The following is a 17,059-nucleotide window of genomic DNA, read 5'->3' on the forward strand; positions in this document are numbered from 1 at the left end:
GCGGAGCGTCCGGCCGCTTGGCCATCCTCGTTCCGCTCACTCCGGGGCCTGCCGTCACAGGTCTGGAAGAATAAAAGACCCCCGTCCGGTCCGTCCGGCGGGGGTTTTTCTTTTCAGGTCGGGCTATTGCGCCTTGGGCTGCGCCGCTTCCCATTCCGGATCCACGGTGCCGCCATCGAAGATGAAGCGCCAGGGGGCGTCCTTGGTGGCGCGGCGCCATACGGTGACGTAGCGGACGGGCGGACGCTCCACCACCGTGCCGTCGGGCTTTTTGAGGCGGGAGCGTGCCCTGCCCCAGCTGTAGCCCAGCGTGCCGTCGGCCGAGACCGAGGCATCCTCCGGCGCCCATTCCAGCTCCAGCCCCGCCGGGAACAGGGTGGCCAGTGCCGCCCGGTCCACCTTGGCCTGCGGACGGTTCAGCAGGGTGACCTCATCTGCGGCAAAGGCCTGGAAGGCGGCCCCCACGCCCACCTCCTGCGCCTTGGCGGCGAAGGCGCGGTCGGTGTCCAGGATGGCCTGGGCGGGGTTACCGGCGGCGGGGTTGCTGGGGCTGGGGAGCGGGCCGGCGCCCACCAGAAAGGGTGCCGCCAGGACGCAGGCGGCCAAGCCCAAGGGGAACCGCAAACGGGACATGATCTTATCCTCCCTCGCGTCGTTGTTCTCGGCCGCCAGGGTAGCAACAAAAGGGGCGCGGGAATATCCTGCGCCCCCCAGTCAACCTTGCACTGTTGCTTATGGCCTTAGAAGCCGATGCGGATGTGGCCCATGACGGCGTGGTCCGTGCGGTCGCCGTTGTCGAACGTCCCCTGGTAGGAAACGGCGACGTTGAAGCCGTTGGCCTGGATGGCGATGCCGCCGCCACCATAGTAGGAGGTGCGCTTGCCGGCACCCGCGTCCGTCTCCGCCACCTGGCCGCCCGGCAGGGTGGCCTGGAAGACGCGGCCGGAGTTCAGAAACTCATGCTGCACGCCGGCCTGGATCTGCGGCGCAACCACCACGTCCCCCATGACGAAGGGGATGGCCAGCTGGCCGCCCGCCTGGGCGCGGAAGCTTTCCGCGTCGAAGTCCGGCACGCTCAGCGCCAGGGCGCCCGCGTCCTTTTCCGTGTAGCTGTGAATGCTGGCGCGGGTGTAGCGCAGGCCCGCCGTGGGGCCCAGGGCCACATTGCCCAGCGTCACATTGTAGCCGCCGGACAGGCTGGCGCCATAGGTGCTGCCGTTGGGCGTGGCGTTGCCCCAGGGCTGCGGCGCGAAGCCGGTCTGGCGCTGCATCTGGGTGAACTCGTCATAGCCGTAGCTGATCATGCCGTCAGCGTAGAAGGCGCCCATGTTGGCAGTGGCGTAGGCCATCAGATTGTAGGCGTGCAGCTCATCCTTGCCGAAATTGTTCTGGAAGCGCATGCGGTTGTCGCCATAGCCCAACGCGATGCCGGTGGAGACGACGTCCGTCACCCGGTAGTCCACACCCAGGGCGCCGGTGTAGCTGTCGTAGTTGTAGCCCATCTGGCCTGCGATGGCGTCGCGATCACCGGTGCCGTAGTTGCCATAGAGGAAGATGCCGACGCGGCCGTCGCGGCCGGTGGCGGTGCCGGTCCCCATGCCGCCGCCCACGCCGGCGACAGCGGTGCCGGAACGGATGCCGTTCAGGCGGGCGCGGACGGCGCCGGTCATGCCGTCATCGGCGATGAAGTTCAGCTGCGTGGCCGCCACCGCCGCCTGCGGCGCCTGCAGCACGGTGGTCAGGGTGCCCGCCACATATTCCGCCACCAGGGTGTGGCCTGTGGTGGTGGGATGCACGTCGTCCCAGAACAGCATGGTGTTGATGTTGGCGGGGGTGCAGTAGCCCGTGGCCTTGCCGCCCAGCAGGCAGGAATGGGTGGCGTCGGTGATGCCGTAGGCCGACGGGTTGGCCTGGATCATGCTGAAGATGGTGTTCACGTCCACCAGGATGACCCGGGCGCCACTGGTGCCGTTCAGGCTTTTGGTCAGGGCCAGCACGTCGGCGTTGTGGATGGCCGTCAGCTGGTTGGCCTGCAGCGAGGCGTCCGCCCCTTCGGCCGAGATGGACGGAGTATTGCCCAGGTTGGGAAGGTTGAAGATCAGGAAGTTGCGGGCGCCGGCGGCGATCAGCTTGTTGGCGCCGGTGCCGATGTTGCCCACCACCGTGGCCGCCTCCGTCGCCGCGTCCACCGAGGAACCGCTGGTGGCGTACTGGAAGTAGTCGTTGGCGCCGATCCACAAGGAATACAACTGGCTGCTGGTGATGGTAGGCTTGGCCGCCAGGAAGGCGTTGATCTGGTTCAGGAAGTCGATGGGCCGTTCCGCCGTGGAGCGGGCGCCGCCATAGGCGTAGCTCTTGAACGGCACGCCACCGATCAGCGCGCCCACCTTCTCATCCCACAGCGGGCCGTTGGAGAAGCGGCCGTTGTAATAGGGCGGCGGCGGCGCCAGGCCCAGGGGCACCAGATTGCCCGGGTCGCTGAGGCTGTCACCGAAGACGATACCGGCGGAATATTGCTGCGCGTGCGCGGTGAAACCGACGAAAGACGCCATCAGCGCCACCGCCATGGCGGTGGTCGTGCGTAACATCCGGCTGGTTATGGGCTCCCTCTATCCCTTCACGGCGGGCCGTTCAGGCGGCCTGCTCGTTCTTGACGCGAGGGCAGAGTCCCATGAAAGCATCCCCCGGCGTCAAGGGCCCAAAAGTCACAAGGCCGCGAATATCACCGGTTGTGTCGTGGCGGCAGCAGTTGGGGGATCGCAACGATCCGGCCCCACCTTGGGGGCGGGGCCGGAACCGGAAACGCTTACTTCAAGCCGGACAGATAGGCGATGACGTCGGCCCGGTCCTGGGCGGAGGGAAGGCCGGGGAACGCCATGCGGGTGCCGGGCACCAGGGCCGCCGGCTTGGTCAGGTAGACATCCAGCGTGGCGGCGTCCCAGGTCTTGTTGGCAGCCTTCATCGCCGGGGAATAATTGAAACCGTCCTCGCTGGCCGACTTGCGGCCGACCACACCCCACAGGTTGGGGCCCAGCTTGTCGGCGCCATCCTTCTCGGCGCTGTGGCAGGCCTTGCAGCGCTGGAACACCTTTTCCCCCTTCACGGGGTCGCCGGCCGTCTGAGCGGCGGCGGTGCCAGCGACGGCGATGGCCAGGACGGTGATGGCGGCGGCAATCTTCATGAAACGACCCCTATTGTTCTTCGTGTGACCCTATTTGCCGAGACCATGCGGGGCCTGGGCTGAAGTGGCGCGACGGTAGGGGGCGGCGGATGACGCTGTCAATCGGACGGACTGTCCCGATCCGTAAAAAGGCGGGCCAAATTAGAGGGATGACACAGCCGGGGGAGGACGGCGGCGCACCGTCCTCCCCCGCAGGCTTCAGTCGCCCACATCCAGGGTGGGCTGGCCGCGCAGGCCGCCGCCGTTGAAGCGCCCCATATGGTCGGCGGCGCGCTGGGCCGCCTGGGCGCCGCGTTGCACCAGGTTGGTCTTGGCGGGCTGGGCCTGGGGCACCGCATAGACCCGCACGGGGCGGTTGGGCCGCAGCACCCACAGCACCGCGAGGGCCGCGACCGCGCCCACCGCCGCCGGCAGCAGGGAGACTGCGGCGGCCACCAGCCCGGAAACCACGGTCAGGTCGAACAGCATCCCGGGACGGGCGGGTGTGACCACATGGGCCAGCAGCACGCCCACGCCGATGACCAGGACCCAGACACCCCACTGGCGGGGGGCGGCCACCGACAGCAGGAAACCGGCGATGGCCAGCATGACCAGGGTGCCGTCCAGACTGGCGGAGGTCAGGTCCCACAGGCCGGCGGCGGCACCGAAGCCCGCGGCCGTCAGGGGCAGAAAGACAGTCTTGAGCAACATGGCGGCACGCTGATCCCGAAGGGGAAACATCCGTCCGGCACCCCCTACCCCCATTGGCAGTTGCCATCGGGGGGAAGGCGTCCGGAGATGGTGCTATTCAACACCGGGATTGCGGCGGAAGCCGGGCAACGCTGGGACCATGACGGGGCGATTGCTGCTAAATGCCACGCGTCACCATGCGGCGGGGGCCCCTTGCACAAGCGCCCAGGCCGCCCAGGGGGACGGCCATCCGGCTCACAACTCCTCGGGATCGGAGGGGTAGGGATCGCCGCCCTTGACCACATAGCCGCGTTCCGGGGGAAAGCGTTGCAGGGTCTTGGACACGGCCAGCTTGGCGCTGGAGGCCCACACCAGATAGCGCCGGCCCATGCGCCACGACGACACCACCGGCTCCGGCGCGCCGCGCGACAGCGTCTGGAAACTGGAATGGGTGATGGTGACGGTGAAGCCGCTGTCGTTGGGCATGCGGCGCTCGTCATAGACGTACAGCAGCGCCTCGTCCGCGCGGCGCGCCTCGGCCAGGCGGTCATGCTCGGTGACGCTGCTGCGCAGCTCCTCCAGCTCCGCCGTCATCTTGCGCTCCTCGCGCTTCAGATCCAGGGTCAGCTTGGCCTTGTCCCGCACCGCCTGGAACAGCTCATCCACCTGGCGGCGGCGGGCGCGGGTGTCGCGGCGCATGCGGCGGATGCGCCGGGCGGTGGAGCTGGCGACTTGCCCCGCGGCGGTGAGCCCGGCGGCGATACCGAACAGCAGGGAAAAGCTGATGGCCATGGCGCTCAGCCCCGCGGGGTGGAGGTGTCGGCCTCCGCCAGATGGATATCGCCGTCATCCATGCCCGGCCCATGATCCCCCGGGCTGTCTTGCGAGGGCTCGCGAATCTCGATGATGTGGAAGCCCATGGAGTGGGGGTAGTAGCTTTCCACCAGGGTCTTGGCGTCACCGACGTTGGGTGCCCAGGCATGGACGTTCTGGGTGCGCGCCCAACTGCGCGACAGGCCCATCACCTCTTTCTGCTCCATCACCGCGCGCTGCACATGACGGTTGATCACGGCCGCCACGAAATGGCGGGCCGGCCGGCCGGGGCGGGTGAAGGCATCCTCCTCCCCCAGCACGCGGATCAGCTGGTCGCGCTTGGCCTCCAGGTCGGCCACGCGGCGGGTGGACATGTAGTTTTGCCGCCGGGCGGATTTCAGCGCATTGTCCAGGCGGGCCACACGCGGCATGATCTTGCCGCCCCGGTCCTCGAACTTGCGGAACAGGATGTTGGCCTCCTGGAAGCGCTCGTCCACCCGGTCCACGCCTTCGCTCATGTGCAGATGACGTTCCACCAGGTGCGAAATGGCCAGCGCGGCGAGGTAGGACAGCCCCGCCACCATCATAAAGATCGCCACCGCCGTCAGCAGATCGCTCATAAGCCCGCTTTTAGTCGGATATGGTTGGTGAACTCCCCCACCCGCAAGGCAATCCCGGAGATCGGGGCGCTGTCAAGCGATGGCGGATCCAACCATTAGCATTACCCCCGCCGCTGCGATAGGTTTGCCGCCATGACCCCGCCCGCCCCCACCGCCCCCCGGCGCCTTGACGTGATCCTGGTCCCGGCGCTCAGCGACAACTACATCCACCTGCTGCGCTGCGCCGCCACGGCCAAGGTCGCCGTTGTGGACCCGGCGGAAGCCGCCCCGGTGGTAGCAGCGCTGGAGCAGCGCGGCTGGGGGCTGGATCTGATCGTCAACACCCACCACCACGGCGACCATGTCGGCGGCAACCTGGAACTGAAGGCCCGCTTCGGCGCCGCCATCGTCGGCCCCGCCGCCGACCGCGACCGCATCCCCGGCATCGACCGCGCCGTCGCGGATGGGGAGAGCTTCACCCTGGGTGCCTGCCCCTTCACCGGCATCGACGTGCCCGGCCACACGCGCGGCCACATCGCCTTCCATGGGGCTGAGGACGCCGTGCTGTTCTCCGGCGACACCCTGTTCTCCCTGGGCTGCGGCCGCCTGTTCGAAGGCACGCCGGACCAGATGTGGCACTCCCTGACCCGCCTGCGCGCCCTGCCGGCGGAAACCGCCGTCTATTGCGGCCACGAATATACCGCCGGTAACGGCCGCTTCGCCCTGACCCTGGAACCGGACAACGCCGACCTGGCGGCCCGCATGGCGGAGGTCACGGCCCTGCGGGCCCAGGACCTCCCCACCCTGCCCACCACCCTCGCCATCGAGCGGGCCACCAACCCCTTCCTGCGGGCCGACCTGCCGGCGCTGGCCGCCGCCGTGGGCCTGGACGGGCAGGATCCGGTGGCCGTCTTCGCCGAAATTCGCCGCCGGAAAGACAATTTCCGGGGATAAATGATCCTTGGCTCCCGCCTCTCTCGAAAGCCTGACCGTCCCATGAAGCTATTCTACAGCCAGACCTCCCCCTTCGTGCGCAAGGCGCTGATGGTCGCCCATGAGCGGGGCCTGGTTTCCCGGATCGAGCTGTCGCCCACCGATGTCTGGTCGCCGGACACGGTGGTGCCGACCCTGAACCCCCTGGGCAAGATCCCCACCCTGGTGACCGACGACGGCATGACCCTGTTCGACAGCCCGGTCATCGCCGAGTACCTGGACAGCCAGGGCACCCAGGGTCAGCCCCTGTTCTCCGCCGCCGGGACGGAACGCTGGCGCGCCCTGCGCCAGCAGGCCATCGCCGACGGCATCTGCGACGCCGCCATCCTGCGCCGGCTGGAGGGTCTGCGGCCGGAGAACCTGCGCTCCGCGAATTGGACGGAGCGCCAGCACCAGGCCATGACCCGCGCGGTCGAGCTGCTGGAGGCCGAGGCCGGCCAGTTGCAGGGCCTGACCATCGGTACCATCTCGGTCACGATCGCGCTGGCCTACCTGGACCTGCGGTGGGAGTGCGACCACTGGCGCCAGCGGGCACCCAAGCTGGCCACCTGGTTCGCCCAGGCCAGCGACCGGGAGAGCTTCCGCCTGACCGTGCCGCCCCGGGGGTAAGGAATGGAAGCCACTTCCCTGGACGCCGAGGGGATCATCCGCCTGCTGGGCCTGCGGCCGCATCCCGAGGGCGGGCACTATGTCGAGACCTATCGCCATGCCCCGGCGAACGGCGGCCGGGGTGACTCAACCGCCATCTACTTCCTGCTGAAAGCGGGAGAGCGATCGCACTGGCACCGGGTGCGCGACGCGGACGAGGTGTGGCACTGGCATGCCGGCGCGCCCTTGCGCCTGTCCCTGTCCGCCGACGGCGTCGCATCCACCCACCTGACCCTGGGCGCGGATCTCGCCGCCGGGCAACGGCCCCAGGGCGTGGTGCCGGCCGGCCAGTGGCAGGCGGCGGAGTCCCTGGGTAACTGGACCCTGGTGGGCTGCACCGTGGCCCCGGCCTTCGAGTTCCGCGCCTTCGAGATGGCGCCACCGGACTGGGCGCCTGGGGCGGGTTATCCGGCCTGATGGCGGACCTGCGTAACGGCGGTTTGCAATCCGGCCGTCTTTGCCCGATAAACGCGGCCAAAGCGGCCCCTTACACCTAGAGTATTCCCATGGGATTCAATTGCGGCATCGTCGGCCTGCCCAACGTCGGCAAGTCGACCCTGTTCAACGCACTGACCAGCACGGCGGCGGCGGAAGCGGCCAACTACCCCTTCTGCACCATCGAGCCCAATGTGGGCCGCGTCGGCGTGCCCGACCCGCGCCTGGACAAGCTGGCGGCCATCGCCAAGTCGCAGAAGACCGTCCCCACCCAGCTGGAATTCGTGGACATCGCCGGCCTGGTGCGCGGCGCCTCCAAGGGTGAGGGCTTGGGCAACCAGTTTCTGGCCAACATCCGTGAGGTGGACGCCATCGTCCACGTGCTGCGCTGCTTCGAGGACGGCGACATCACCCACGTCGAAGGCTCCATCCACCCCACCCGCGACGCGGAGACGGTGGAGACCGAGCTGATGCTGGCTGACATGGACAGCCTGGAAAAGCGCCTGCCCGCGCTGCAGAAGAAGGCCAAGGGCGGCGATAAGGAATCCAAGATTTTCGCCGACCTGATCGAGCAGGCGCTGGTCGTGCTGCGGGACGGCAAGCCGGCCCGGGTGGTCCAGGTGTCGGATGAGGACCGCCTGTACTGGCGCCAGCTGCAGCTGCTGACCGCCAAGCCGGTGCTGTACGTCTGCAACGTGGAAGAGGCCTCGGCCGCCACCGGCAACAGCCTGTCGGCCCAGGTGGCCGAGATGGCCAAGGCCCAGGGCGCCGTGTCGGTCGTCATCTCCGCCGCCATCGAATCGGAACTGGCCCAGCTGAGTGATGAGGACAAGGCCGAGTACCTGTCCTCCCTGGGGCTGGAGGAGCCGGGCCTGAACCGCCTGATCCGCGCCGGCTACGGCCTGCTGAACCTGCTGACCTTCTTCACCGTCGGCCCCAAGGAGGCCCGCGCCTGGACCGTGCGCCGCGGTGCCAAGGCCCCGGAGGCCGCTGGCGTCATCCACACCGACTTCGAACGCGGCTTCATCAAGGCCGAGACGGTGGACTTCGACAGCTACATCGCCCTGGGCGGTGAGGCAGGCGCCAAGGACGCGGGCAAGCTGCGCATCGAAGGCAAGGAATACGTCGTCCAAGACGGCGACATCTTCCATTTCCGGTTTAATGTTTGATCGCCGAGGCCCGCGGCTAAGGGCCATGGTTGCGCGAACGAAATGAAAAAGGGCGGCCAGGGAAACCCGGCTGCCCTTTCTGTTTTCAGCGCTCGCTGTCCAACGAGGCCATGGCGTGCGCGTTGTAGCGGTCGCCGGCGGCGCTGTCCTTGGGCACCGCCCGTTCGATGGCGGCCAGGTCATCGGGCGTGAGGGTCACATCCAGGGCGCCCAGGGATTCAGCCAGCCGATCGCGGCGGCGGGCGCCGATCAGGGGAACGATGTCCTGGCCCTGGGCCAGCACCCAGGCGATGGCGATCTGGGCAACGGTAACGCCCTTCTCCGCCGCCACCCGGCGCAATTCCTCCACCAGGGCCAGGTTATGGTCCAGGTTCTCCCCCTGGAAGCGGGGGCTGTGGGCGCGGAAGTCGACGCCTTTGCCCGTGTCATTCGTCCCCCGGCCCTTGCTCCAATGGCCGCTGATCAGCCCGCGCGACAGCACGCCATAGGCGGTGATGCCGATGCCCAGTTCCCGGCAGGTGGGCAGGATGTCCCGCTCCAGCCCGCGCGAGATCAGCGAGTATTCGATCTGCAGGTCGACGATGGGGTGCACGGCCGCAGCGCGGCGCAGGGTGTCCGACCCCACCTCGGACAGGCCGATGTGGCGGACGTAGCCGGCCTTCACCATGTCGGCGATGGCGCCCACCGTATCCTCGATGGGGACGTTGGGGTCCAGGCGGGCGGGGCGGTAGATGTCGATATGGTCCACCCGCAGGCGCCGCAGGGTGTAGGACAGCGCGTTCTTCACCGCCGCCGGCCGGGCGTCAAAGCCAATCCAGTTGCCGGCCGGGTCGCGCTGGGCCCCGAACTTCACGCTGATCTGCACATCGTCCCGCTTGTGGGTCCGGGTGAACCCGGCATCGGCCAGCGCGTCGCCGATCAGCATCTCGTTATGGCCCATGCCGTAGAAGTCGCCGGTGTCCAGCAAGACCACGCCGGCATCCGCCGCCGCGTGCAGGGTGGCGATGCTCTCGGCCCGGTCGCTGGGGCCGTACATGTCGGACATGCCCATACAGCCCAGGCCCAGGGCGGAGGTGGCGGGACCTTTGGCGCCTAACATACGCTGCAGCATCGTTTTTTCCTCAAGTGGCGGGAAGCTTGGCAACGGCGTCGGGCCGTTGATGAGCTGGACTATGCCGCCGAAGGTACCGCGTGATAATCTGGGCAATTATCAATGCGCTGTTCGATATTTCGAACAATGGCCCAGCCCGCGACAGACCCCATGCCCGCCCCCAATCTCGCCGACCTGGACCTTTTCCTGGCAGTGGCCCGCCACCGCAGTTTCCGCAGCGCCGCCAAGGAACGGGGCGTGGCGCCCTCCACCCTCAGCCTGGCGCTGAAGCGGCTGGAGGAGGATTTGGGCGTGCGCCTGCTGAACCGCACCACCCGCAGCGTGACGCCCACGGCGGCCGGGGAGCACCTGGTGGCCCGGCTGGCGCCGGTGTTCAGCGAGGTGGCGGAATCGCTGGATGAGGTGAACAGCTTCCGCGACACCCCCACCGGCCTGCTGCGCCTGAACGTTCCCATCGTCGTATCCTGGCTGATCCTGGCGCCCCTGGTGCCGCGCTTCCTGGCGGCCTATCCCGGCATCACACTGGAAATCATTGAGAACAACGCCTTCGTCGATGTCTTCGCCCAGGGCTTCGACGCCGGCATCCGCTATGGCGAGGCCCTGGCCCAGGATGTGGTGGCCGTGCCCATCAGCCCGCCGCAGCGCTACGTGCTGGCGGCCTCGCCGGCGCTGATCGCGCGCGACGGGGTGCCCGGCCATCCACGCGACCTGATCGGCCGCCCCTGCCTGCGCCACCGCTTCGCCGACAGCGCCGTGCAGCCCTGGGAGTTCGAGCGGGGGAACGAGGTGGTCCGCATCCAGCCCGACGGGCGCCTGGTGGGGAACAGCGTGCAGATCGCCATCAGCGCGGCCGAAGCGGGCCTGGGGTGGTTCTGCACCTTCGAAGGGTTCCTGGCGCCCTCGCTGGCCGCCGGGCGGCTGGTGCCGGCGCTGCAGGACTGGCTGCCCCCCTTCCCCGGCCCTTACCTCTACTACCCCAGCCGCCGCCACGTGCCGGCGCCGCTGCGCGCCTTCATCGACTTCATGAAGGAGAATTATGAGGCGGAGATGGGCGCCCGGTAGCGCGCCGGCGTCACGCCCGAGCGGCGGAAGGCGCTGACGAAGGCGCTGGTGCTGCCGTAGCCGGCCTCCAGCCCGGCTTGCGTACCGACAGGCCGGTACCCAACAGGCTGGCGGCGTGCAGCAGGCGCGGCGGTCGCGCGGCCCCGGACGGCGCTTACCAGCTGCTGTTGTCGCCACCGGAGCTGCCGCTGTCGAAACTGCTGGAGGACGACCCGCCATCGGACGAGCCACCCCAGCCGTCGCTGGACGATGAGCTGCTGCCGGAATCGTAATCCGGATCGGGGCGGCGGTCGTTCTCGTACACCCGGTTCTCGGTGACGTTGTTGATCACCGTCTCGTGCACCACGGTGTCGCGATGGCCGCCGCCGGACATCAGTTCGCCGGCCAGCACGCCGGTGAGGAAACCGGTGCCCAAACCCGGCTCCTGCACCACCACCGGGGCGTAGCCGGGCTGGCCGTAGGCCGGCGGATAGGGCGGCGGCACCGGGCCGGCGGTGGCGGGACGATAGGCGCCGCCGGAGGCCGGATTGGCCCGCCGAAAGACCAGGTAGATGGCCAGGGCGGCCAGCAGCAGCCCGCCCACCACCAGGATGACGGTCATGCCGTTGTCCGCCTCCGCGCGCGGTGGCGGTGCGGCCTGTACGGCGGTGTGCGATGGCGGCACGGGTTGGGCCGGGACCGTCTGGGCGGCCGGCTTGAGGAAAGACTCCTCGCGCGCCAGGTGCTGCTGGAAGGTTTCGGGGCTGCGGGCGAAGTGCAGGCTGGGATCGATCTTGCGCGCCAGCTCCAGCTCGCCCACCGCGTCCTGGTGCCGGCCTTCCAGGCCCAGCACCTCCCCCAGGTCGTAATGGGCGCGGGCGCTGTCGCCATGCTCGCGCACCACCTCGCGCAGCATGTTCTCCGCGGCAGGCAGGTCACCGGCATCCACCGCCTTTTTCACCTGCTCCGGGGAGGGGGCCGCCCATGCCGGGGTGACCCCGGCCAGCACGAGTCCCATGCCCAATCCCAGCAGTAAACCAGCCTTGTTGGCCGCCTTGGCGCGTGTGGTCATATCCCGCTCCCCCGCGATGAATATCCAGACATCTCAAGATGGTAGCGGTGATCGGCCGGTGGGGATAGCACCCTCTTGGGGGGTGCGGCCATCGGCCGGGGGACCGGCCGCCGTCAGAACCCCGCCCCGGGCTGGTCCAGATACTCCCGCTCCGCCGCTGTGCAGGCGCGGCCCAGGATGGCGTTGCGGTGCGGGAAGCGGCCGAAGCGGCGGATGACCTCGCGGTGGCGTTCGGCATAATCCAGGTGACGGCCTGCACCGATACGCTCCGCCACCAGGGCGACGCAGCAGTCCTGCAGCACGATCTCCTCCGCGTGCTCGAACGGCAGGTAGAAGAAAAGGCGGCGCTCCACCGGCTGTTCCAGGTCCTGCGCCCGGGCCACCGCGCGGCTGGCCAGCGCCTGCGCCCGCGCGTCGGTGGCGAAGGCCAGCGCGTCGCCCCGGAACAGGTTGCGCGGCACCTGGTCCAGCAGGATCAGCAGGGCCAGCGCCCCATCGGAGGTATCGGCCCAGGCGTCCAGCACCCCTTCCGCCGCCGCGTGATAGCTGTCGGCCAGGCGGTCGTGGATGCGCGCGTCGATGTCCGCCCCGCCGTTGAACCAATCGTCGGGCCTCAGCTCCTCAAACCAGAAGGCCAGAACCGCTGCCGCCGTCACCACGCCCATGCCACCCACCCTTGACAGGATTGCCAAACCCGCAACATCGCATCCATTGCGTGTGTCGTTCCCAAAAATTTCAGCTACAGTGGCGGAGCGGGCCTACCGGGGAACAGGCCGCGCTATCGCATGGGGGAACAATGCCTGACTCTGTCGATGTGTCCAACGCCGCGGACAGCCCGGCGCAGGGTAGTTCGCACGCCTTCCGTTTCCACGGCACGGGCCGCGAGTATTTCCCGATCTGGATCGTGAACCTGCTGCTGACCATCGTCACCCTGGGCGTTTATTCCGCCTGGGCCAAGGTGCGGACCCAGCGCTATTTCCACGAGGCGACGGAGTTGGCGGGCGCCCGATTCGGCTATCACGCCCGTCCGCTGTCCATCCTGATCGGGCGCATCATCGTCCTGGTCCTGTTCGTGCCTTACATCATCCTGGTCAAGATGCAGTCGCCCTACGCGCTGGTCTTCGCCCTTCTGCTGGTGTTGGCATCGCCGTGGCTGGTGGTGAAGGCCCTGCGCTTCCGCCTGCGCGTCACTTCCTATCGTGGGGTGCGCTTCAGCTTTTCCCATGAAAAGGGCGTGATGGCAGGCGCCTATCTTCGCTTCCTGGGCCTGCCCTTTCTCGGCGGCCTGAGCCTGGGCCTGCTATTCCCTTATGTCATCCACCAGCAATATCGCTGGATGGTGGACAACAGCCGCTATGGTGCCACGCCGCTGCGCATGGCGCCGGCCGTCGGCCGCTTCTACCTGCTGTCCGTGATACTGGGGGCCGCCTTCCTCGTGTTCGGCGGTGGCATCGCGGCGATCATCATCCCCATCGCACAGGCCGCCAAGGTCGACGCCGACATGTCGGCGGTGCATTACGCCACCTTCCTGCTTATTCCCTTCCTCTATGCGGGACTGTTCCTGGTGGCCATCGCCATCGGACTCAAGTTCCTGCAAACGGTGGTGGAGCGGACGGCGTTGAGCGACCTCAGCCTCAGCGCCGGCTGGCGGGTGGGCCCTTATGTCCTGCTGCAGTTCACCAATTTCCTGCTGATGATTTTCACCTTGGGCATCGCCTACCCCTGGGTGCGCTGCCGCACGGCCCGCTACATGCTGGAACGGGTAACGGTCCACGCGCCCACGGGCTTGGATCACTTCGTCGCCGGCGCCCAGGATGAGACCGGCGCCTTCGGCGACCAGGCGGCGGCCTTCTTCGACATCGACATCGGGATCGGCTTTTGACGCCTGAGACGACAAGTTCCGATTGGACGGGCCGGCTGTATCGCGCCGGCCTGTCGCGGGCGGAGACGGTCATGGTGCGCGCCAGCCCCCAAGGGCTGGTCCTGGATGGGGAACGCACGGTGCCCCGGCACACCCTGACCATCGTGCCGCCCGTTGGCGGCGACTATTGGCGATTCGAGTTCGCCAATGGCGACACGCTGGAGGTCATGGGCGGCGGCCCGCTGGCGGCGGCGCTGGGCCACACGCCCGGCCTGCTGTCTCGGCTGGAGGGGTCGTGGCGCTTGGCGCTGGCCAGCGTGCCGGTGCTGCTGGGCCTGGGGGCCGCCACCTGGTATTGGGGCGTGCCCTGGGCCGCCGACCTGGCGGCGGCGCACACGCCGCCCTGGGTGGAGCAAAAGCTGACCGACGCCGGCCTGGACCTGATCTTCCGGAATGAGAAGGAGCGGACGACCATCGACCCCGCCCGCCAGAAGCGGTTGGCGGACATCCTGGCCGACATGGTCGGGGCCCGGGAGGGCGACGCCTTCCGCCTGCATTTCCTGAACAGCCCCCTGGTCGGCCCCAACGCCTTCGCCCTGCCGGGTGGCGACATCGTCGTCACCGACCAGTTGCTGAAGATCCTGGACGATGAGGAGGTGGCGGCCGTGCTGGCGCATGAGGTGGGCCATGTGCGCCACCGCCACGGCCTGCGCCTGGCCCTGCGCGCCAGCGGCCTGTCCGTGCTGGCCGCCGTGGCCGTGGGCGATGCCAGCACCGCCGGCCATTTCCTGGTGGGCGCGCCCGTGCTGCTGCTGAACCTGCGCTTCACCCGGGAGTTCGAGGCGGAAGCGGACGCCGACGCCCTGGCCTGGCTGTCGCATAGCCCGGGCCCACACGAGCCCCCGCGCAGCCCCTGCGCCTTCGCCCGCGCCCTGCGCAAGATCGTGGACAGCCCGGAGGTGAAGCAGGCGGCGGCCATCGCCGGCCACATCCCCAGCTGGCTGGCCACCCACCCCATGACGGAGGAACGGCTGCGCCCCTTCGACGCCGCCTGCCCCGCCAAGATCTGATTGATCCCCCGCCAAATGATACCGGCGGCATGAGGTATAGCCTCATGCCGCTTAGGCCGCGACTGCGGCCGCCGGAGCGAGCACCCCCTGGGTTAACTCAAAGGAGGGCGAAGCGAGGAAGCCAAGCCAGCGGATGCTGACGCCCGGCGCCTGAGGGCGGCATTTGAGAGGGCACGATCAAATGCCGTGGGTATAAGAAAGGGCGCCCCGGTCATCCCGGAGCGCCCCTTTTCATGCCCTGACGGGGTGGGACCGGCTTAGTGCTGGTCCGCCCACACGGCGCGCTTGGCGGCATAGAGGATGCCGGCCAGCACGATCAGGAAGATCATGACCTTCAGGCCCATCTGGTGGCGGGCTTCCAGGTTGGGCTCGGCCGCCCAGGCGAGGAAGGTCGCCACGTCCTTGGCCTGCTGCTCCACCGTGGCCTTGGTGCCGTCGGCGAAAGTCACGCCACCATCCGACAGGGGCGGCGGCATGGCGATGACATGGCCGGGGAAGGCCTTGTTGTAGTTGCCGCCCGAAGGAACGGTGAAACCGGCCGGGGCCGTCTCGAAGCCGGTCATCAGGGCGACGATGTAATCCTCACCCCCCTTGCGCGCCTTCACGATCAGCGACAGATCCGGCGGGGCCTTGCCGCCGTTGGCGGCGGCTGCGGCCTTCTCGTTGGGGAACGGGGCCTTGAAGTGGTCGGCCGGCACACCCTTGCGGGTGAACATCTCACCCTCGTCATTGGGCCCGTCCGTCATGTCGTAGCCGGCGGCGATGGCGGTGATCTCCGCCTCGTTGTACCCCAGCGCGCTGAGGTTGCGGTACGACAGCAGGTTCATGGAATGGCAGGCGGAGCAGACTTCCTTGTAGACCTGGAAGCCACGCTGCAGCGCCTTGCGGTCGAAAGTGCCGAAGATGTTGCTGAAACCGCGGGTGACGGCACCGTGGCTCCATTCGTTCTTCGGGTACTCCATCTCTTCGCTGGCGACCGCGGGGGCGGCCGCAGCGACGGCGACGAGACCGGCGAGGATCAGGGACCGAAGACGGCGCATCAGGCTTTCTCCATCGGCTTGGCGGTAGCACCGGCGGCCGAGGCCCCACCGCCCAGGACGGGCTTGGCGATGCTGGCCGGCAGCGGCAGGGGCTTCTCGATCAGGCCGACGAACGGCAGCGACAGGAAGAAGCCGAAGTAAACGAGGGTGGCGAGCTGGCCGACATAGACCAGCGGGATCTCCAGGCCGCCGAGGTGCCAGGCGGCGTCGGCCGTCTGGGCGCCCACATACATCAGCAGGAAGAAGGCCACCAGGAAGGCCAGGATGCCCTTCTTGAAGATGGGACGGAAGCGGGCGCTGCGCACCGGCGAGGTGTCCAGCCAGGGCAGGATGAACAGGATGGCGATGGACCCGAACATGGCGATGACGCCGCCCAGCTTGGCCTCGATCAGCTTCAGCCCGGTGAAGGGGATGGAGATGTCGAAGGTGATGGAGCGCAGGATCGCGTAGTAGGGCAGGAAGTACCACTCCGGCACGATGTGCGGCGGGGTCACCATCGGGTTCGCCTGGATGTAGTTGTCCGGCTCACCGAAGAAGTTGGGGGCGTAGAAGACGAAGGCGGCGAAGATGGCCAGGTACACCACCGTGCCGAAGCTGTCCTTCACCGTGTAGTACGGGTGGAAAGGCAGCGTGTCCTGCGGGCCCTTGGGCTCGACGCCCAGAGGGTTGTTGGAGCCGGTGACGTGCAAGGCGGCCACATGCAGGAACACGACGGCGGCGATGACGAAGGGCAGCAGGTAGTGCAGGGCGAAGAAGCGGTTCAGCGTCGGGTTATCGACGGAGAAGCCGCCCCACAGCAGGGTCACGATGTCCTGGCCCACCAGCGGCAGGGCCGAGAACAGGTTGGTGATGACGGTGGCGCCCCAGAAGCTCATCTGGCCCCACGGCAGCACGTAGCCCATGAAGGCCGTGGCCATCATCAGCAGGAAGATCACCACGCCGACCATCCACAGCAGCTCACGCGGCTTCTTGTAGGAGCCGTAGTACAGCCCACGGAAGATGTGGATATAAACGGCGATGAAGAAGAACGACGCGCCGTTCATGTGGATGTAGCGGATCAGCCAGCCGAAGTTCACGTCGCGCATGATGCGCTCGACGGAGTTGAAGGCCAGGTTGGTGTTGGGCGTGTAGTGCATCGCCAGCACGATGCCGGAGACGATCATCGTCACCAGCATGATCATGGCGATGGCGCCGAAGTTCCAGAAGTAGTTGAAGTTACGCGGGGTGGGAAACACCCCGTATTCCTTCTGGATCATGGTGAAGATCGGCAGCCGCTGGTCGAGCCAGTTGACCACCGGATTCTTGAAAGAGGACGTTGCAGGGCCGTGGGCCATATCTCGCTCCCTGGAGGTCCGGC

General features: G+C 68.1%; 18 protein-coding genes. 7 read left to right on the top strand and 11 right to left on the bottom strand.

Annotation, left to right across the window (positions count from 1 at the left end):
• Positions 1 to 123 precede the first annotated feature (123 nt).
• From FBZ89_RS10200 to FBZ89_RS10225, 6 genes are all read right to left on the bottom strand, one after another.
• Positions 124 to 633, bottom strand: coding sequence for a hypothetical protein (locus FBZ89_RS10200; protein WP_145749888.1), 510 nt, complete (start codon positions 631 to 633; stop codon positions 124 to 126).
• A 107-nt stretch (positions 634 to 740) separates the two neighbouring features.
• Positions 741 to 2,588, bottom strand: a complete 1,848-nt coding sequence (locus FBZ89_RS10205; RefSeq protein ID WP_145749889.1) for an autotransporter domain-containing protein — start codon at positions 2,586 to 2,588, stop codon at positions 741 to 743.
• Positions 2,589 to 2,806: 218 nt separating this feature from the next.
• Positions 2,807 to 3,181, bottom strand: a complete 375-nt coding sequence (locus tag FBZ89_RS10210) for a c-type cytochrome (protein WP_145749890.1) — start codon at positions 3,179 to 3,181, stop codon at positions 2,807 to 2,809.
• 198 nt (positions 3,182 to 3,379) lie between these two features.
• Complete coding sequence (locus FBZ89_RS10215; RefSeq protein WP_145749891.1) at positions 3,380 to 3,871, bottom strand: hypothetical protein; 492 nt, start codon at positions 3,869 to 3,871, stop codon at positions 3,380 to 3,382.
• 234 nt (positions 3,872 to 4,105) lie between these two features.
• Positions 4,106 to 4,642, bottom strand: a complete 537-nt coding sequence (locus tag FBZ89_RS10220) for a hypothetical protein (RefSeq protein ID WP_145749892.1) — start codon at positions 4,640 to 4,642, stop codon at positions 4,106 to 4,108.
• Positions 4,643 to 4,647: 5 nt separating this feature from the next.
• Complete coding sequence (locus FBZ89_RS10225; RefSeq protein ID WP_145749893.1) at positions 4,648 to 5,283, bottom strand: hypothetical protein; 636 nt, start codon at positions 5,281 to 5,283, stop codon at positions 4,648 to 4,650.
• Between the two features lie 132 nt (positions 5,284 to 5,415).
• Between FBZ89_RS10225 and gloB the strand changes: the two genes are divergently transcribed.
• From gloB to ychF, 4 genes are all read left to right on the top strand, one after another.
• The gene (gene gloB / locus FBZ89_RS10230; protein WP_145749894.1) at positions 5,416 to 6,216 is read left to right on the top strand and encodes a hydroxyacylglutathione hydrolase; all 801 of its coding nucleotides are present in this window, start codon (positions 5,416 to 5,418) and stop codon (positions 6,214 to 6,216) included.
• A 42-nt stretch (positions 6,217 to 6,258) separates the two neighbouring features.
• Positions 6,259 to 6,864, top strand: coding sequence for a glutathione S-transferase N-terminal domain-containing protein (locus tag FBZ89_RS10235; protein WP_145749895.1), 606 nt, complete (start codon positions 6,259 to 6,261; stop codon positions 6,862 to 6,864).
• A gap of 3 nt (positions 6,865 to 6,867) precedes the next feature.
• Positions 6,868 to 7,320, top strand: a complete 453-nt coding sequence (locus tag FBZ89_RS10240) for a cupin domain-containing protein (protein ID WP_211115180.1) — start codon at positions 6,868 to 6,870, stop codon at positions 7,318 to 7,320.
• A gap of 89 nt (positions 7,321 to 7,409) precedes the next feature.
• Positions 7,410 to 8,507: a redox-regulated ATPase YchF gene (ychF, locus tag FBZ89_RS10245; RefSeq protein ID WP_145749896.1), complete on the top strand. Its 1,098-nt coding sequence runs from the start codon at positions 7,410 to 7,412 to the stop codon at positions 8,505 to 8,507.
• 85 nt (positions 8,508 to 8,592) lie between these two features.
• On the opposite strand, the gene FBZ89_RS10250 is transcribed toward ychF, so the two are convergent.
• On the bottom strand, positions 8,593 to 9,618 hold the full coding sequence (locus tag FBZ89_RS10250) for an aldo/keto reductase (RefSeq protein WP_145749897.1): 1,026 nt from the start codon (positions 9,616 to 9,618) through the stop codon (positions 8,593 to 8,595).
• Positions 9,619 to 9,768: 150 nt separating this feature from the next.
• Here FBZ89_RS10250 and FBZ89_RS10255 point away from each other — a divergent pair, with 150 nt between their 5' ends.
• Complete coding sequence (locus tag FBZ89_RS10255) at positions 9,769 to 10,680, top strand: LysR family transcriptional regulator (protein WP_145749898.1); 912 nt, start codon at positions 9,769 to 9,771, stop codon at positions 10,678 to 10,680.
• A gap of 154 nt (positions 10,681 to 10,834) precedes the next feature.
• On the opposite strand, the gene FBZ89_RS10260 is transcribed toward FBZ89_RS10255, so the two are convergent.
• Positions 10,835 to 11,731, bottom strand: a complete 897-nt coding sequence (locus FBZ89_RS10260) for a tetratricopeptide repeat protein (protein ID WP_145749899.1) — start codon at positions 11,729 to 11,731, stop codon at positions 10,835 to 10,837.
• A gap of 113 nt (positions 11,732 to 11,844) precedes the next feature.
• Positions 11,845 to 12,396, bottom strand: coding sequence for a DUF924 family protein (locus tag FBZ89_RS10265; protein WP_145749900.1), 552 nt, complete (start codon positions 12,394 to 12,396; stop codon positions 11,845 to 11,847).
• A 131-nt stretch (positions 12,397 to 12,527) separates the two neighbouring features.
• Between FBZ89_RS10265 and FBZ89_RS10270 the strand changes: the two genes are divergently transcribed.
• The gene (locus tag FBZ89_RS10270) at positions 12,528 to 13,613 is read left to right on the top strand and encodes a YjgN family protein (RefSeq protein ID WP_145749901.1); all 1,086 of its coding nucleotides are present in this window, start codon (positions 12,528 to 12,530) and stop codon (positions 13,611 to 13,613) included.
• A complete protein-coding gene (locus FBZ89_RS10275) occupies positions 13,610 to 14,662 on the top strand; it encodes a M48 family metallopeptidase (protein WP_145749902.1) in 1,053 nt (350 codons plus the stop codon). The genes FBZ89_RS10270 and FBZ89_RS10275 overlap by 4 nt, the downstream gene beginning before the upstream one ends.
• Before the next feature lie 257 nt (positions 14,663 to 14,919).
• On the opposite strand, the gene FBZ89_RS10280 is transcribed toward FBZ89_RS10275, so the two are convergent.
• Together FBZ89_RS10280 and FBZ89_RS10285 are read right to left on the bottom strand one after the other, a co-directional pair.
• Positions 14,920 to 15,702 carry a cytochrome c1 gene (locus tag FBZ89_RS10280; RefSeq protein ID WP_211115181.1) on the bottom strand — a complete coding sequence of 261 codons (783 nt, stop codon included), beginning with the start codon at positions 15,700 to 15,702 and terminating at the stop codon, positions 14,920 to 14,922.
• Positions 15,702 to 17,036: a cytochrome b gene (locus FBZ89_RS10285; RefSeq protein ID WP_145749903.1), complete on the bottom strand. Its 1,335-nt coding sequence runs from the start codon at positions 17,034 to 17,036 to the stop codon at positions 15,702 to 15,704. Before FBZ89_RS10285 ends, FBZ89_RS10280 begins: the two co-directional genes overlap by 1 nt.
• Positions 17,037 to 17,059 lie beyond the last annotated feature (23 nt).

This window comes from Nitrospirillum amazonense (genome assembly GCF_007828045.1).
GTDB classification, from domain to species: Bacteria; Pseudomonadota; Alphaproteobacteria; order Azospirillales; family Azospirillaceae; genus Nitrospirillum; species Nitrospirillum amazonense_C.

Bases quoted from the DNA above. Each gene is read 5' to 3' on its own strand.
- FBZ89_RS10225 (WP_145749893.1), bottom strand. From the start codon at position 5,283: ATGAGCGATCTGCTGACGGCGGTGGCGATCTTTATGATGGTGGCGGGG.
- FBZ89_RS10270 (WP_145749901.1), top strand. From the start codon at position 12,528: ATGCCTGACTCTGTCGATGTGTCCAACGCCGCGGACAGCCCGGCGCAG.
- FBZ89_RS10250 (WP_145749897.1), bottom strand. From the start codon at position 9,618: ATGCTGCAGCGTATGTTAGGCGCCAAAGGTCCCGCCACCTCCGCCCTG.
- FBZ89_RS10220 (WP_145749892.1), bottom strand. From the start codon at position 4,642: ATGGCCATCAGCTTTTCCCTGCTGTTCGGTATCGCCGCCGGGCTCACC.
- FBZ89_RS10280 (WP_211115181.1), bottom strand. From the start codon at position 15,702: ATGCGCCGTCTTCGGTCCCTGATCCTCGCCGGTCTCGTCGCCGTCGCT.
- FBZ89_RS10235 (WP_145749895.1), top strand. From the start codon at position 6,259: ATGAAGCTATTCTACAGCCAGACCTCCCCCTTCGTGCGCAAGGCGCTG.
- FBZ89_RS10200 (WP_145749888.1), bottom strand. From the start codon at position 633: ATGTCCCGTTTGCGGTTCCCCTTGGGCTTGGCCGCCTGCGTCCTGGCG.
- FBZ89_RS10210 (WP_145749890.1), bottom strand. From the start codon at position 3,181: ATGAAGATTGCCGCCGCCATCACCGTCCTGGCCATCGCCGTCGCTGGC.
- FBZ89_RS10215 (WP_145749891.1), bottom strand. From the start codon at position 3,871: ATGTTGCTCAAGACTGTCTTTCTGCCCCTGACGGCCGCGGGCTTCGGT.
- FBZ89_RS10265 (WP_145749900.1), bottom strand. From the start codon at position 12,396: ATGGGCGTGGTGACGGCGGCAGCGGTTCTGGCCTTCTGGTTTGAGGAG.
- FBZ89_RS10255 (WP_145749898.1), top strand. From the start codon at position 9,769: ATGCCCGCCCCCAATCTCGCCGACCTGGACCTTTTCCTGGCAGTGGCC.
- FBZ89_RS10260 (WP_145749899.1), bottom strand. From the start codon at position 11,731: ATGACCACACGCGCCAAGGCGGCCAACAAGGCTGGTTTACTGCTGGGA.
- FBZ89_RS10285 (WP_145749903.1), bottom strand. From the start codon at position 17,036: ATGGCCCACGGCCCTGCAACGTCCTCTTTCAAGAATCCGGTGGTCAAC.
- gloB (WP_145749894.1), top strand. From the start codon at position 5,416: ATGACCCCGCCCGCCCCCACCGCCCCCCGGCGCCTTGACGTGATCCTG.
- FBZ89_RS10205 (WP_145749889.1), bottom strand. From the start codon at position 2,588: ATGTTACGCACGACCACCGCCATGGCGGTGGCGCTGATGGCGTCTTTC.
- FBZ89_RS10240 (WP_211115180.1), top strand. From the start codon at position 6,868: ATGGAAGCCACTTCCCTGGACGCCGAGGGGATCATCCGCCTGCTGGGC.
- ychF (WP_145749896.1), top strand. From the start codon at position 7,410: ATGGGATTCAATTGCGGCATCGTCGGCCTGCCCAACGTCGGCAAGTCG.